Source organism: Shewanella morhuae (assembly GCF_900156405.1).
Classification (GTDB): domain Bacteria; phylum Pseudomonadota; class Gammaproteobacteria; order Enterobacterales; family Shewanellaceae; genus Shewanella; species Shewanella morhuae.
In genome coordinates, this window is the sequence record NZ_FTNN01000009.1 from 110,811 (window position 1) to 125,531 (window position 14,721).

Here is a 14,721-nt window from a genome sequence, read left to right on the forward strand (position 1 = left end):
AATTTTTAACACCAGTAAGGGCCAAAAGTATTCTTGGCCCTTATAGCAATCACATTTATATCTAATCAGTTCAAAGCCTCACAGGTATTTTAATCCGAGATGCATTGATACAGAAATGGTTATTCCCTTTTAAGTCAATGCAACACGGATGCCTGCCAGGTTCCCAAAGGGCAACTAGGTAGGCTTAGTATAGATAACCATATCGTTAACTTAGGTTGCCGCCTTCATCGCACGGGTAAATGTTGCGAGTGTTGCAAGCAACGTGGCTTCATCGTGTTGATTAGCCTCAATTATTTTTACCACGGCAGAGCCTGAAATCGCCCCTGCGGCACCAGCTTTGATGGCGTCGCTCACTTGTGCTGGCTCGGCAATACCAAAACCGAGTAGCGGTGGCGGCGCATTAAATTGCCGTAATTTAGCGAGAACCTCTTCTATTGGAGCACCTGCTTTGGTATCTGTGCCTGTCACGCCTGCACGGGATAGCAAGTAAGTGTAACCTTCTCCGTTGGCGCTAACCTGCTGCAATGTATCGGTATCAGCATTGGGCGGTGCAATAAAAATGGGCGCGATGCCGTGTGTTTTGGCGGCGTCAATAAAGGGCGCTGATTCTTCCACTGGCACATCGGCAATAAGTACTGAATCAACACCCGCTTTTTTCGCTTTGGCATAAAAGTTATCGATACCATTAGCAAAGACTAAGTTGGCATAAAGTAGCAAACCTATTGGTATTTCAGGATATTTAGCACGAATTTGTGCCAGTAATTCAAAACACGCCGTTGGAGTGGTGCCCGCAGCCAAAGAACGTAGATTGGCGCCTTGGATCACTGGACCATCGGCCAAAGGGTCTGAAAACGGAAAACCCAGTTCTAAGGCATCGGCGCCATTTTGTACTAAGGTGTCGATGATTTTCAGCGATAATTCAGGGCTAGGATCGCCAAGGGTGACAAATGGCACAAAAGCACCACGGCCTTGCGCTTTAAGTTTGGCAAAGGTGGCTTGGTAACGGCCAGTGTTAGTTAATGTATCACTCATGTTCGTTATACCTCTTTACCATTCAAAATATCAGAAACAGTGAAAATATCTTTATCGCCACGGCCAGAAAGGTTAACCACTAAAATGGTTTCTTTAGTGCACTCACGTGCCATTTTTACGGCATAGGCGATAGCGTGCGCCGATTCTAGCGCGGGGATAATACCTTCACAGCGCGCCAAAAGTTGGAAAGCGTCTAAGGCTTCATCATCCGTCGCTGACTCGTACCGTGCGCGGCCAGTCGCATGAAGATGCGCGTGCTGCGGGCCAACGGAGGGGAAGTCTAACCCGGCTGAAATCGAGTAAGATTCTTCAATTTGACCTTCACTATCTTGCATTAAAGGCGCTTTCATACCGAAGAAAATACCAGTTTTACCGTGCTTGAGCGGTGCGCCATGCATTGGTGTGTCTATACCTTTACCTGCGGGTTCAACGCCAATCAGTTCAACACTGGGCTCGTCGATAAAATCGGCAAACATACCAATGGCATTGGAGCCACCGCCGATACAAGCAATAACCGCATCGGGTAAGCGTCCTTCACGTTCAAAGAGTTGTCTTTTGGTTTCTTCGCCAATAATGCGTTGAAATTCACGCACAATAGTGGGGAAAGGGTGTGGTCCTGCGGCCGTGCCGAGTAAATAATGAGCTTTTTCGTAGCTGCCAGACCAATCGCGCATCGCCTCGTTACAGGCATCTTTTAACGTGGAGGAACCTGACGTAACGGGGATTACTTCTGCACCCATTAAACGCATTCTAAATACGTTAGGTGATTGACGCTCTATATCTTTAGCGCCCATATACACCTTGCATTTAAGGCCCAATAAAGCACAGGCGAGAGCGGTGGCAACGCCGTGTTGTCCGGCGCCCGTTTCAGCAATAATCTCTTTTTTACCCATGCGTTTAGCTAGTAGGGCTTGCGCAAGCACTTGGTTGGTTTTATGGGCGCCGCCGTGGAGTAAATCTTCCCGTTTAAGATAGATTTTAACCAGTGGGTTAGGGCTTAAATTGCGCGTTAAGGTTAGCGCCGTTGGACGGCCGGCATAGTTTTTGAGTAAATCATGTAATTCGGCTTTAAAGGCTTCATCCTCTTGTGCTTCCACAAAGGCGGTTTCTAATTGCTTCAGGGCGGGCACTAAAATTTGTGGCACATACATGCCGCCGTATTCACCGAAATAAGGGTTAAGCTTTAATTTTGACATACCTGTTTCCTTATTTTATCAATCTGTTTGCCAGTGGCTTGGATTGAGCTGTTATTTAATTGAGCTATTTTCAATGGGCCATTGGCATTAATAGGTTCATATTTCTATATCTAGTATCAAATTCATTTAGGCTTTTTTAAAATGCTAGGTTAGAGACGTAAATGGGTAAAAGCCGTTTGGATCAGTTGCGCCGATTTAATGCCTGCGGCGGTTTCTAGGCCAGAATTAAAATCTAAACCGTAAAACCCTTGCGTATTAGCACTCGTTGCATTGTCGGCATTGAGTCCGCCCGCCAGCATGGCATGGGACTTTTGCGGAATGTTACTTTGCCAATTAAAGGCTTGGCCTGAGCCACCAAAATGGCCGGCAGTTTTACTATCAAAAAGATAACGCTGTGCGCCCTTGGGCATTAATCCTATCTCGCCAGTTTTAGCATCAACACTGACCGCTTTCCAAATTTGGGTGGTTAGCCCTGCGTGGTGTAAACGTTCGGTGAGCTCGGCTATTTCAAGTTCGGTTTCTGCGCCGTGCAGTTGCACTGCAGATAGCTGCAAACGAGTGGCAATATCACAGATGGTGCTGGGCGTAGCATTTACAAACACGCCAACAAATTCAATTGCTGGCGCATCAGATGCGCGGTACACGCTGAGCAGTTGCTCTGCATGATTAAGCGTTAATGCGCGCGGCGATTGCTCAGCAAAAATCAGTCCAGCATAAACCGCGCCTGATATTGCCGCAGCGTGGATATCTTCCACACGGGTGAGGCCGCAGACTTTATTGTGACCGAAGATCAATTTACGGCAGGCTAAGTCGATATCAGCCTCGGCCATAATCGAACTGCCAACCAGAAAACCATCAACCAGCGGGCTCAAGCGGCGCACTTGTTCATTGTTGTAAATGCCTGATTCGCTGATCACCACGCGGTCGCTGCCAATGTGTGGCGCCAGCGCTTCTGTGGTGGCAAGATCGGTACTCAAATCCCTTAAATTACGATTGTTGATGCCGATAATACGTGCGTTTAAGGCGATAGCACGGGTTAGTTCAGCTTGATTACTGACTTCAGTCAGCACATCGAGTTGATACTTTGCCGCTTCTTTTGCCAAGCGTTGATATTGCTCATCATCGAGCACAGACAACATCAGCAGAATAGCATCTGCGCCTTGGTGGGCGGCGAGTTTTATTTGGTATTCATCTATAAAAAAATCTTTACATAGAATGGGTTGACTCACACGAGCACGCACTTTGGGGATGTAGTCCATATCCCCTTGAAAGAATTGCTCGTCGGTTAACACCGAAATACCCGCTGCATATTTGCCGTAAATATCAGCAATAGCTTCAACATCAAACACATCACGGATAAGCCCTTTAGAGGGACTGGCTTTTTTACATTCTAAAATGTAGCCCGCTTTGGGCATTTTGAGCGCGTCAAATAGACTGCGATCAGACACCTTAGGCGACAGGCTCGCCTCGGGGAATCGGAGTTTTAGGGCGGCAATGTGGGCCGCTTTGGTATCAACAATACGAGTTAACACGTTGCCTTTTTGCATTGTGTCTAGTGATGACGGCATTCTAACATCTTGAATATCAGCTTTAAATTCTGGAGCCATTACTACGTTTTCCTTTGTTTCACTGCTGACTTTTGCGAGCTGACTTAACAATTCAAAGGCTTTGCCACTTTGGATAATCGCGATCGCCAGTAAAGTGCCCGCTTTAACTGAATCGGCAATCCCGCATACATATAAAGCACAACCCGCGTTGATAGCGACCGCATTGGTGTGGGCATCTGTGCCACGACCTTTTAAGATTGCCTCGGTAATCAAAGCGTTTTGCGCAGGCTCGCCACCTTCTAAGTCAGTTATGTGTGCTAAAGGCACACCTAAATCGGCTGGCGTGAGTTGATACTCAATAATTTCGCCGTCTTTTAACTCCGCAACGTGGGTGTTGCCGTGCAGCGCGACTTCATCTAAACCGCTGCCGTGCACTACCATAGCGCGTTTTGTGCCAAGCGCCTTTAATACTTTCGCTATCGGTAAAACCAACTCAGGGCTATATACGCCAAGTAACATAAACTCAGGTCGTGCGGGATTAATTAGCGGCCCTAACACGTTGAATAAAGTGCGAGTTTTAAGTGCCTGCCTAACAGGCACGGCATGTTTTACACCGCCATGGTAGTGCGGCGCAAATAGAAAACACAGATTCAAGGCTTCAAGGCAGCGACTGGCGGTATCTGGCGACATGGTTAAGTCAATGCCAAACTGCGCGAGTAAATCTGACGATCCCGATTTACTCGATACACTACGATTACCGTGTTTAGCGACCTTAGCACCTGCCGCTGCGGCCACAAAGGCGGCGGTGGTGGAAATATTTATGGTATTAAAACCATCGCCACCGGTGCCAACAATATCAATAATGCCGTTACTCAGCGCGCGGTTAGCCTGTGTTTGGTTGTTAGCTTGGGCGGTATTAAACTCAGGGCAAGGGAAATATTTGGCCGCGGCGCGCATGGCATCGGCAGCGCCGCTGATTTCATCAATGGTTTCACCGCGCATTTTGAGCGCGACTAACATGCCTGCCATCGCGGTTTCGCTCATTTCGCCACGAATTAACGCGCCAAATAACTCGGCGGTTTGCTCACGACTTAGGCTGTTACCTTGATACAAAATATCAAGCAAAGTTTGAATGTTTTTTGTACTCATACATTTGCTCCTACGGTGACGTCTTGGGTTAGAAATGCCAAGGTTTGAATGAGCAGTGTGCTACCTAATGTGGTGAGAATCGATTCTGGATGAAACTGAAACCCTACGGCTCTGTGCTCTGGGTGTAAAATAGCCATCGGCATATCTTCTGTAGTTGCTATTACTTGTAAGCAATCGGGCACTTTGGTGGCGACTAAGCTGTGGTAGCGCGCAACGGGTAAAGGAGAAGGTAAACCGGTAAATACGCCAGTGCCATTATGGAAGGTAGGGCTTGCTTTGCCGTGCACCACAAAAGGTGCGCGCGCTACAGTACCACCGTAATACTCCACCATGGCTTGATGACCAAGGCAGATGCCCAACATCGGCACTTTTCCCGCGACTTTGGCAATCAGCGCCATCATAGAGCCCGCTTCATGGGGCGCGCCAGGGCCAGGTGATAACACTAAGGCCGCAGGCTTGGGCTCATTAAGCAGTTTTTCGGCAATATAGTCGGCGGCAACATCGTTGCGGTAAATCACCACTTCACAATTTAGACTGCGGAATTGATCCACTAAGTTGTAGGTGAAGGAGTCAAAGTTATCGAGTAGATAGAGTTTCATGTTCGGCTCCTATTTATATTGCACTGAAGTGGGTGGTGTAGACTCATCATTGACTGGCAGTCCCGCGCCCATTTTTATGGCTGAGATTACCGCTTGGGCTTTTTGACGGGTTTCGTCAGCTTCACTTTGGGGATCTGAATCAAACACCACGCCCGCGCCCGCTTGAATAAAAGCAGTGCCGTTTTTAACAAAGGCGGAACGAATCACAATACAAGTGTCCATATCCCCAAGGGCATTAAGGTAACCCACTGCGCCGCCGTAACTTCCGCGACGGGCTTTTTCTACTTGGCGCACTAGCTGTGATGCTCGTACCTTTGGTGCGCCGACTAAAGTGCCCATATTCATACAAGCTTGATAAGCGTGTAGCGCATCTAAGTCTTGGCGCAGTTGACCTGTCACGCGGCTGACAAGGTGCATTACGTGGGAATAGCGGTCCACTTTTAGTAGTTCGGCGACTTTACGGCTGCCGCTTTGGCTGATGCGGGCGATATCGTTACGGGCTAAATCGACCAGCATTAAGTGCTCTGACAGCTCTTTTTTATCTAAACGCAGCTCAAGTTCAATGCGGCTATCTAAGTCGAAATCAATTTCACCTGTGGCGGTTTTACCGCGTTTGCGGGTGCCTGCAATTGGATAAACTTCGACCTGATTACTACTGGCATCGTATTTGAGGGCGCTTTCTGGTGAGGCGCCAAACAGTGTGAAATCTGGGCCTCTAAAATAAAACATGTAAGGGCTTGGGTTTGTCAGGCGCAGGGCGCGGTAAGCCCCTAAGGTATTTGGGCAAGGCAAACTAAAGCTGCGCGATGGCACTACTTGAAAAATATCGCCAGCAATAATGTGCTCTTTTAAATCGACAACTGTTTGCTTAAACACTTCATCGGAGATATTGACTTGCTCAGTTGCATTGATGGCGACGAGCGTTGGCACATCGCTTGGTAAATTAGCCAAGGTTTTACATTGGATACTTAAGCTTTGTACTCGCTCATTTAGTGCGGTGGTGGTAGCAGCATATTGAGCTGAGTCGAGGCTAAAATTATGGGTAATAATATCGGCTTGTTTTAGCTTATGGTCGATAAGAATTAAGGTTTCGGCGAGATAGAATAAGTAGTCTGGGCAATCATTATCGCTGTTTGGTACCACTGGCAGTGGTTCAACGGTATCAATTAAGTCATAGGCCAGTACGCCACCTAAAAATAGATCCTCAAAGGCAGGCTTGGTTTGGCCATCGGTATGAGCGCCGCAATCAATCTGTTGGATAAACATCCGCAGACCATCAAGCGGTGAGGTCGATGTTAAGCGCGCATCTTCATCTTGTAATTGTGTATCTTTTTGCAGCGTTACGATTAAGGCTAAATTATCACGCACCACATGAGCACTCGCACTGAAAAACAGCGCGATAGGATCGAGTAAACTCGCGCCATTATTAGTCAATGCAGTGAAAGTCAGCTGATAACCATCGCAGCGGATCATCACGGCTGCATGGGTCATCAACATACTTTTTAGGTGATCTTTGCTATCAATTTCGGCCGACTCCAACAGCATAGTGTGTGCACCATCTTGGGTAATGCTTTGGTATAAACGCAATGGATCGCTGTGATAGGTTAATGGCGCTTTCAGTGTGCTTGAGCGTGCGAATGTCTGTTTTTGCATAATCATACTCTAGCTACCTTATAAAATGTCTTTAACGTCATGGTGTTGTCTCGCTTACTAATGTTATTACCCGAGTTCGCCGACATTTTTCGCACCTAACAAAAAAGCCCGCATTTCTGCGGGCTTCTTGTTGGTTCTGTTCACTTTCAAATGAGCACAGAGCTTCACACTACCCGCTAAATTGGGAAGTGCCACCACCAAATGATGTTAAATGAAGCGTTAATGTGTGTCATTCAAAGGAGTCTCACTAATTCGTAAATTGATGTATAGAAAGCCTTAGCTAGGAGCGAATGTCAATTGAATATTTTTCATTTTCGTAGATTCGTTGACTTTAATGCTGCAAAAAAATTAATCAGCACAACCATAAAATGCGAGATAACAGCGCATTGATTAACAAATTCACGTACAATAGCCCTATGAATACTCAAAGCATATTGGCTGATCTGCACAGCCACACGACCGCATCTGATGGTCTATTAACACCGTCTGAATTGGTGGCTAGAGCCCTTGAAAAGGGCGTGCAGTTGTTTGCGATTACGGATCACGACACCGTCGCAGGTTTACCCGCAGCGCGTGCTTTTAATCAGTTGCAAGCAGAACCGTTAAAGTTGATCTCGGGTGTCGAAATCTCAACTCGCTGGAACAGCTACGATATCCATATTGTGGCGCTTAACTTCGATGCAGAGAACCCTGAGTTATTAGCATTTTTAGAAAATCAGCGCGATTTACGTGAACAACGTGCCCAAGAAATTGGCCTCAGACTCGCAAAAGCGGGTATTGAAGGCGCTTACGAAGGCGCTAAAGCCATTGCGGGTGATGCGGCGTTAAGTCGTGGGCATTACGCGCGCTGGATGGCTGAAAATGGTCATGCCGTGGATATGCCTAGCGTGTTTAAACGCTACCTTGCCCGCGGTAAAACCGGTTATGTGCCCAATAATTGGGGCGATATGGCAAGCGCTATCGACATTATTCATCGCGCGGGTGGTTTAGCCGTGTTAGCCCATCCCAGTGGTTATAAGTTATCGGGTAAGTGGCTTAAACGCTTAGTGCGTGAATATAAAGAAGCGGGTGGGGATGCCATGGAAGTGGTACTCGGCCAGCAAACATTAGACGACAGAGCCAATCTTGTGGCCCTGAGTATACAAAATCAATTGCTTGCATCGATAGGGAGTGATTTTCACTTTCCAAGTAATTGGATTGAATTAGGTAAAAATCTGTATCAGCCCCAAGGTATTGATTGGGTCTGGCAATCGGAATTTTGGGTGGAACGACCATGAGTCAATTTTTTTATGTACATGAAGTAAATCCGCAAACGCGCCTTATCAGTCAAGCCGTTGCTGCTTTAAAAGCAGGCGGGGTGATTGTTTATCCAACCGATTCAGGCTATGCATTAGGCTGCATGATTGGTGAAAAAGACGCGATGACGCGCATGGCACGAATTCGTCAAATTGAGAACGATCATAACTTTTCTTTGATGTGTCGTGACTTATCAGAATTAGCTACCTACGCCAAAGTGGACAATCAGGCGTATCGCATCTTAAAAAGTTGCACGCCAGGGCCTTATACGTTCATTTTTAAAGCGACTAAAGAAGTGCCTCGTCGTCTGCAAAATGACAAGAAAAAGACTATCGGTATTCGCGTGCCTGACAATGTGATCGCTCTGGCGTTGCTTGAAGCCTTAGATGCGCCGCTGATGTCGACCAGTTTAGTGATGCCCAACGCGGAATTTGCCGAGTCGGATCCTGAACAAATTCGCGATTTGCTCGAACACCAAGTGGATGTGATTATCCACGGTGGCTATTTAGGTGAAAAGCCGACGACTGTGATTGATATGTCTGAAGATGGCGCTGAAATTTTGCGTGAAGGCGCTGGCGATATCACGCCTTTTCTCTAAATCTATTGCAATGGATTTATCGCTAATTGGTGCAAATGAGTGATGCGGCGAGTGGCGTAAATATTTGACAGTTTTATCGCCGCAGGTTTACAGGTATAATCGCGCGTTTGGCGTGAGTCTAGGTTGGATGACGCACTGTTAACGGAGCAAAATAGCGGATGCAGGGCACGCAACAGAGTTTACCCTTAGCCGTTATTCGTGGTCAGGCAATGACCGAAATGCCGCTGGATTTGTTTATTCCACCGGAGGCGTTAGAAGTCTTTCTTGAGTCCTTTGAAGGGCCGTTAGATTTACTTTTGTATTTGATCCGTAAGCAAAAGTTAGATGTTGTCGATTTACCTATTCAGCAGATTACCGCGCAGTATTTAGAATATATTACGTTGCTGACTCAGGCTAGGATTGAACTTGCCGCCGATTACTTAGTGATGGCAGCAACGCTTGCTGAGATTAAATCCCGCCTACTGCTGCCGCGTATGGTGGCTGAAGATGAGGTTGAGGAAGATCCTCGGGCGCAGCTTATTCGGCAGCTTAAAGCCTATGAAGTGATTAAAGAAGCGTCGCAAAAACTTGATGATTTACCACGGCTCGAGCGGGATGTGTTTCAAGCTAAAGCGGTGGCAGCAGCTGATATTAAGCCATTATTGATCCCGCCTGAAGTGTCGTTATTTGACATTGCCCGCGCCTTTGCTGACGTACTTAAGCGTATCGATGCCAATGAAGATCATCATGTTAAGCGTGAACAGTTATCGACCCGTGAACGCATGAGCCAGATTTTAGCCATGTTAAACGCTGAAGACTTTACCGCATTTGACCGTTTGTTTACCGTAGCAGAAGGCCGTGCAGGCGTGGTCGTGACCTTCTTAGCGCTAATGGAATTAGTCAAAGAATTATTGGTTGAATTGTACCAAACAGAACCGTTTTCAACTATTTACGTTAAGGCCTATTAATTGATGCAGATAAATCCTATTCAATTAAAACAGCTTATTGAAGCGAGTTTGTTTGTATTGGGGAAACCCTTGTCGGCGAAAATGTTGAAAGACACCGTATTAGTGGATTTCTCTGTTTCCAGAGACAAAATAAAAGCTGCATTGGATGAGCTGCAACAGGATTATCAAGACCGAGGTGTGCAACTTGTGAAAGTCGCTGGCGGTTATCGCTTCCAGACCTTAGAGGTGTTGAGTCCTTTTTTGCAGCCCCTGTGGCAAGAAAAGGCGCCAAAATATTCGCGTGCGACATTAGAAACCTTGGCGGTAATTGCTTATCGTCAACCTGTGACTCGCGGCGATATTGAACAGGTGCGCGGTGTGGCCATTAGCAGCCATATCATAAAAAGTTTGTCAGATAGACATTGGATTAAAGTAGTTGGACATAAAGAAGTGCCGGGGCGACCCGCGTTATATGCCACTACCTTAGAGTTTTTAGCATATTTTGGCTTAGATACCTTAGCGGATTTACCGCCGCTATCGGACACAGAGTCATTACAGGCGGTTTTTTCAAGCTTGAAATTAGCGCCAGAACAGTCAGAAGAGCAAAATACTAATGAGTGAAAAGTTGCAGAAAGTCTTGGCCCGTGCAGGCCATGGCTCCCGTCGTGAGATGGAGGCATGGATTGCTGCAGGCCGAGTTAGTATTGATGGTGAAATCGCGGGCCTTGGGGATCGTATTGAAGCCGATGCCAAAATACGTATTGATGGCCGCGCGATTTCGTTAAAGTCTGCCGAAGACGTGATTTGTCGTGTATTGGCATATCACAAACCTGAAGGCGAAATTTGTAGTCGTAAAGATCCAGAAGGCCGTCCAACGGTATTCGATCGTTTACCTAAAGTGCGTGATTCACGATGGGTAGCGGTAGGTCGTTTAGACATCAACACCTCAGGTTTATTATTGTTTACCTCAGATGGTGAATTAGCGAACCGCTTAATGCATCCATCGAACGAAGTGGATCGCGAATACGCAGTGCGTACCTTTGGTGAAATCCCTGAAGCGACAGTACAACGTTTACGTACTGGCGTGATGTTAGAAGACGGCCCAGCACAGTTTGATAGCATCAAGCCTGCGGGCGGCGAAGGCATGAACCAGTGGTGGCATGTGTGTTTACGCGAAGGTCGTAACCGTGAAGTGCGCCGTTTGTGGGAATCCCAAGAAGTGCAGGTGAGCCGTTTGATCCGTATCCGTTATGGTATGGTTGAATTGCCAAAATCACTGCCACGCGGTGGCTGGGTTGAATTGCCAATGGAGCAAGTGAATTACTTGCGTAAATTGGCAGGTTTAGAGCCAGAAACCCGTACTATGCTTGCCGCTGATAAACACAGTGTGGCCCGTGCACAAGTAAAAAGTGCCAAAATCCGCCGCGCTGTACGTAAGCATAAAGTGACCGGAACAGGACAACCTAAGCCAACGCGTCAGCGCAGCTAAGTGGTTTAACCTAAGCTGTACTGCTCATGCCATGTTTTGATATAGGTTAACGCTTATTTCAGTTAGAACGCTCGATGAATCTCATCGGGCGTTTTTTATTTTAGGGTGTTTTATTTACCAAAGGTGTGGGGAGAGTCGCTGCATTAAGAGGGCAATTTGATACTGAGTTCATGTTAACTTAGCGATGATTCATCAAAAAATCGACAAAAGCACGGTCTGCCTGACTGACGGGACGCTGTTTTTTCCATGCGATATGTAAGTTTAAAAATACTGGCGGATCGAATGGTTTAGCTAATATGTCATCTTTGGCACTTATCGCCATTTCAAGTACGCTAGTAATGCCAAACCCTTGAGAAACAATCTGCTTAATAAGATTAATAAGGTTAGTTTCAAAAGCGATATTGGGCTTTTTTTTCAGCTCTTTTGCTTGAGATAAAATCCACTCGCGGTGGAAATAGCCGGTTTTGAACATTACTAACTCATGGTCGAAAAAGTCATTCAAACTCACGGCACTATGTTCTGCTAAAGGATGTTCAGCCCCCATAGCAATCACCATTTGCTCACGGATCAGCAGTTGGCTATCTAGCTCAGGTTGCAGGTCTTGGGCGGTAATAATGGCAATATCGACTTCTTCTTGTTGTAGCATGCGTAGTGTATCGCGAGTGCCGCCTTCAAACAGTGACAGTTTTAACTCTGGGTGTTTATGCCTAAAGGCCATTAAACGCGAGGGAAGATAGAAAGACCCCAACATGCCTGGCACCGCAATGCGGACTTCACCTGAAGTCAGGTTGGCCATCGCCTTAATTTGGGCTTCGGCCTGTTTCAATTGCTTAATGATGAGTATGGCGTGTTGATGCAGCACTAAACCTTCGGCAGTGAGTGCGAGTAATTTATCATGCTTATTACTGGTGCGATTGACTAATGTCACACCGAGTGCGACTTCTAAACGCTTGATACTTTGGCTTAAAGCCGGTTGAGCCATATTCAGTTTTTTAGCCGCTGCAGTAAAACTACCGGTATTAGCAATGGCATCTAAATGTTTAAGTTGGCGGATATCCATCAATGGGGCCCATACTGGTTAGTCAGTGGTAAGGTTCGTTATTTTAGTCGGCTTATTTATTATCAAGGTGCATAACAAAAAACAATGACTATGATAGATATTATTTATTATTGTTATATTAAGCGCAGTGATAACCTTTGTCTACCTTATGAGTGATACTTTGTCGAGGCTCCTGTGCAAGCCGAGTTAGATACTATGATTGACAATAAACAACGTGATAGTCGATTGATGTGGGCGCTGTGCGTAGCCTCTGTGGTGGTGTATATCAACTTATACCTGATGCAAGGCATGCTGCCGCTGATTGCTGAACATTTTGCAGTATCGGGCTCTAAAGCAACATTGATTTTGTCAGTGACCAGTTTCTCCTTAGCGTTTTCATTACTTCTGTATGCGGTGCTGTCTGATCGAATTGGTCGACATACGCCAATTATTGTCAGCTTGTGGTTGTTGGCGCTGTCTAATTTATTGTTAATTTGGGCGCCGGATTTTAACGGATTAGTGTTGGTGCGATTATTACAAGGTGGGTTATTGGCTGCGGTCCCAGCCATTGCTATGGCGTACTTTAAGGAGCAATTGTCAGCCAGTACTATTCTTAAAGCTGCTGGTATTTATATTATGGCAAACAGCATAGGCGGCATTATTGGGCGTTTACTTGGCGGTGTAATGTCGCAGTATCTTTCTTGGCAAGAATCCATGTGGTTGTTGTTTTTAGTAACACTTGCGGGCGTTGCTTTAGTGAATTATCTATTACCGTCAGTGGCTAATGCACAGGCGATATCACAAAGTAAAACCGCACCATCTTTATCAAAACGTGCCCGCTTGATACAAGATTTTTACGGGTTTAGCCATCATCTTACAGATACTCAAATGCGCTTAGTGTACGCGATTGGCGGCTTGACCTTTATGATGATGGTAAATCAATTTAGTTTTATTCAGCTACATTTGATGGCCGCGCCCTATGAATGGAGCCGTTTCCAAGCGACATTGATTTTTTTGTGCTATTCCAGTGGTACCATCGCCTCATATTTTACGGCTAAATGGCTGGCTAAATTTGGCCAACACAAGCTGTATCAGTGGTCTTGGTGTTTAATGCTAGCTGGTAGTTTACTGACTCTGTTTGATACCTCTTTTACCATTTGTTTAGGTTTTTTAATGACCGCTTGTGGGTTTTTCTTGACGCATAGTTGTTGTAACTCCTTTGTGGCAATGCGTGCTAATCGCGATCGTGCTAAAGCGACCTCACTCTATTTATGCTTCTACTACCTCGGCGCCGCCATTGGTGGCCCGTATTTGATGATGTTTTGGCATGGGGCGCAGTGGCGCGGTGTAGTAATGGGGTCATTAACCTTATTAGCCTTGATTGCTTTAGCTATCACCCGTTTGCACTATCATCAAACCCATGTAAAACAAGCATTGGTAGACATTGATTAGTTGATTCATGCCCAGTCAATGTTGTTAAACCAAGGCCAACATTAATATGTTGGCCTTGGTTTTTTTGTATTTTAGTAACGCGTTACAGAGGTTTTATCTTTATTTACCTTTTGGTAGATAAAGGTTTTGTGATGCATCCTGTAAACTCGTGCTCTAACAGGATGATATTGCTATCTCTTTAGTGCATTTAATGGCTAAAGCGATTAGGCTGAGCTTAGATAGCGTGGATAAACGTGATGCAAACCAATACCGTTCGCTAAAATCAGCATCACTGCTTTAAGATGCAGTTTTATATACGGTTTCAGGTATGATTTTAGGTCGTTAGATGCTGCGCTATGTGAGCGGCGCGATATGGATAAATAAGGGGTAATAAGTTTGGCAATTGAACATAATGAAATGGCGAGCTGCTTAAGCGCACTGCAATGTCGTACCAACTTCACCATCAAAAACATTACTGAATATATGCTCCCCGAGACCAAAGAGGCTTTTTATTTATACCTCGACGGTAAATCTCCTAATTTGATTATTCGCCCTGCCTTTGAAGTGTTTTCTGGTGAATTTGCCACGATTGCAGGCGTACATGCTAAATATGATTATTTTCATAATGCGCAAATGACACGTTTTCCTAAGCGTTTACATAAGAGCCTGACAGAAACTCACTATGGTTTAGCGTTTAGCTTTGACACGGTTGAAGCTGTGCAGCTGTTTATCGCAAGGCTCAGCGCGATAGTGAAAGGCACTTAAT

General features: G+C 45.9%; 13 protein-coding genes, 1 pseudogene and 1 other annotated feature. Of the genes and pseudogenes, 7 read left to right on the plus strand and 7 right to left on the minus strand.

Annotated elements, in window-relative coordinates; translation table 11 throughout:
- Positions 1–210: 210 nt before the first annotated feature.
- The 6 genes and pseudogenes from trpA to BW947_RS12185 all read right to left on the minus strand — a co-directional run bounded on the left by trpA (position 211) and on the right by BW947_RS12185 (position 7,176).
- Positions 211–1,032 (minus strand): tryptophan synthase subunit alpha, encoded by an 822-nt coding sequence (trpA, locus tag BW947_RS12160; RefSeq protein ID WP_076499947.1) that lies wholly within the window; start codon positions 1,030–1,032, stop codon positions 211–213.
- A gap of 5 nt (positions 1,033–1,037) precedes the next feature.
- Positions 1,038–2,228 carry a tryptophan synthase subunit beta gene (gene trpB / locus BW947_RS12165; RefSeq protein ID WP_076499948.1) on the minus strand — a complete coding sequence of 397 codons (1,191 nt, stop codon included), beginning with the start codon at positions 2,226–2,228 and terminating at the stop codon, positions 1,038–1,040.
- A gap of 149 nt (positions 2,229–2,377) precedes the next feature.
- Positions 2,378–3,796, minus strand: coding sequence for a bifunctional indole-3-glycerol-phosphate synthase TrpC/phosphoribosylanthranilate isomerase TrpF (trpCF, locus tag BW947_RS12170; protein WP_244153252.1), 1,419 nt, complete (start codon positions 3,794–3,796; stop codon positions 2,378–2,380).
- 45 nt (positions 3,797–3,841) lie between these two features.
- A pseudogene (gene trpD, locus BW947_RS12175) lies at positions 3,842–4,924 on the minus strand (anthranilate phosphoribosyltransferase); the annotation flags it as partial.
- Entirely contained in the window at positions 4,921–5,523 is a 603-nt protein-coding gene (locus BW947_RS12180) for an aminodeoxychorismate/anthranilate synthase component II (protein ID WP_076499949.1), read from the minus strand. The gene BW947_RS12180 and the pseudogene trpD, both read right to left, overlap by 4 nt.
- Positions 5,524–5,532: 9 nt before the next feature.
- Entirely contained in the window at positions 5,533–7,176 is a 1,644-nt protein-coding gene (locus tag BW947_RS12185; protein ID WP_076500042.1) for an anthranilate synthase component 1, read from the minus strand.
- A gap of 98 nt (positions 7,177–7,274) precedes the next feature.
- Positions 7,275–7,382: a sequence feature (Trp leader region), on the minus strand.
- Positions 7,383–7,592: 210 nt separating this feature from the next.
- On the opposite strand from BW947_RS12185, the gene rnm reads away from it, so the two are divergent.
- From rnm to rluB, 5 genes are all read left to right on the plus strand, one after another.
- A complete protein-coding gene (gene rnm, locus BW947_RS12190; RefSeq protein WP_076500044.1) occupies positions 7,593–8,453 on the plus strand; it encodes an RNase RNM in 861 nt (286 codons plus the stop codon).
- Positions 8,450–9,070 carry an L-threonylcarbamoyladenylate synthase gene (locus tag BW947_RS12195; RefSeq protein ID WP_076499950.1) on the plus strand — a complete coding sequence of 207 codons (621 nt, stop codon included), beginning with the start codon at positions 8,450–8,452 and terminating at the stop codon, positions 9,068–9,070. Before rnm ends, BW947_RS12195 begins: the two co-directional genes overlap by 4 nt.
- A gap of 158 nt (positions 9,071–9,228) precedes the next feature.
- Positions 9,229–10,017, plus strand: coding sequence for a segregation and condensation protein A (locus BW947_RS12200; RefSeq protein ID WP_076499951.1), 789 nt, complete (start codon positions 9,229–9,231; stop codon positions 10,015–10,017).
- A gap of 3 nt (positions 10,018–10,020) precedes the next feature.
- Positions 10,021–10,617, plus strand: coding sequence for an SMC-Scp complex subunit ScpB (gene scpB / locus BW947_RS12205; RefSeq protein ID WP_076499953.1), 597 nt, complete (start codon positions 10,021–10,023; stop codon positions 10,615–10,617).
- On the plus strand, positions 10,610–11,485 hold the full coding sequence (rluB, locus tag BW947_RS12210; RefSeq protein WP_076499955.1) for a 23S rRNA pseudouridine(2605) synthase RluB: 876 nt from the start codon (positions 10,610–10,612) through the stop codon (positions 11,483–11,485). The genes scpB and rluB overlap by 8 nt, the downstream gene beginning before the upstream one ends.
- Before the next feature lie 178 nt (positions 11,486–11,663).
- On the opposite strand, the gene BW947_RS12215 is transcribed toward rluB, so the two are convergent.
- Positions 11,664–12,545, minus strand: coding sequence for a LysR family transcriptional regulator (locus BW947_RS12215; protein WP_076499957.1), 882 nt, complete (start codon positions 12,543–12,545; stop codon positions 11,664–11,666).
- A gap of 174 nt (positions 12,546–12,719) precedes the next feature.
- Here BW947_RS12215 and BW947_RS12220 point away from each other — a divergent pair, with 174 nt between their 5' ends.
- Both BW947_RS12220 and BW947_RS12225 read left to right on the plus strand, forming a co-directional pair.
- Positions 12,720–13,976 (plus strand): MFS transporter, encoded by a 1,257-nt coding sequence (locus tag BW947_RS12220; RefSeq protein WP_076499959.1) that lies wholly within the window; start codon positions 12,720–12,722, stop codon positions 13,974–13,976.
- Positions 13,977–14,372: 396 nt separating this feature from the next.
- Positions 14,373–14,720: a hypothetical protein gene (locus BW947_RS12225; protein ID WP_083948193.1), complete on the plus strand. Its 348-nt coding sequence runs from the start codon at positions 14,373–14,375 to the stop codon at positions 14,718–14,720.
- The last annotated feature ends 1 nt before the right edge of the window (position 14,721 follow it).

Excerpts from the sequence above, each read along its gene's own strand:
- BW947_RS12195 (WP_076499950.1), top strand. The coding sequence starts at position 8,450 with ATGAGTCAATTTTTTTATGTACATGAAGTAAATCCGCAAACGCGCCTT.
- BW947_RS12185 (WP_076500042.1), bottom strand. The coding sequence starts at position 7,176 with ATGCAAAAACAGACATTCGCACGCTCAAGCACACTGAAAGCGCCATTA.
- BW947_RS12215 (WP_076499957.1), bottom strand. The coding sequence starts at position 12,545 with ATGGATATCCGCCAACTTAAACATTTAGATGCCATTGCTAATACCGGT.
- rnm (WP_076500044.1), top strand. The coding sequence starts at position 7,593 with ATGAATACTCAAAGCATATTGGCTGATCTGCACAGCCACACGACCGCA.
- BW947_RS12200 (WP_076499951.1), top strand. The coding sequence starts at position 9,229 with ATGCAGGGCACGCAACAGAGTTTACCCTTAGCCGTTATTCGTGGTCAG.
- trpB (WP_076499948.1), bottom strand. The coding sequence starts at position 2,228 with ATGTCAAAATTAAAGCTTAACCCTTATTTCGGTGAATACGGCGGCATG.
- scpB (WP_076499953.1), top strand. The coding sequence starts at position 10,021 with ATGCAGATAAATCCTATTCAATTAAAACAGCTTATTGAAGCGAGTTTG.
- trpCF (WP_244153252.1), bottom strand. The coding sequence starts at position 3,796 with ATGCCGTCATCACTAGACACAATGCAAAAAGGCAACGTGTTAACTCGT.
- rluB (WP_076499955.1), top strand. The coding sequence starts at position 10,610 with ATGAGTGAAAAGTTGCAGAAAGTCTTGGCCCGTGCAGGCCATGGCTCC.
- BW947_RS12225 (WP_083948193.1), top strand. The coding sequence starts at position 14,373 with ATGGCGAGCTGCTTAAGCGCACTGCAATGTCGTACCAACTTCACCATC.
- BW947_RS12180 (WP_076499949.1), bottom strand. The coding sequence starts at position 5,523 with ATGAAACTCTATCTACTCGATAACTTTGACTCCTTCACCTACAACTTA.
- trpA (WP_076499947.1), bottom strand. The coding sequence starts at position 1,032 with ATGAGTGATACATTAACTAACACTGGCCGTTACCAAGCCACCTTTGCC.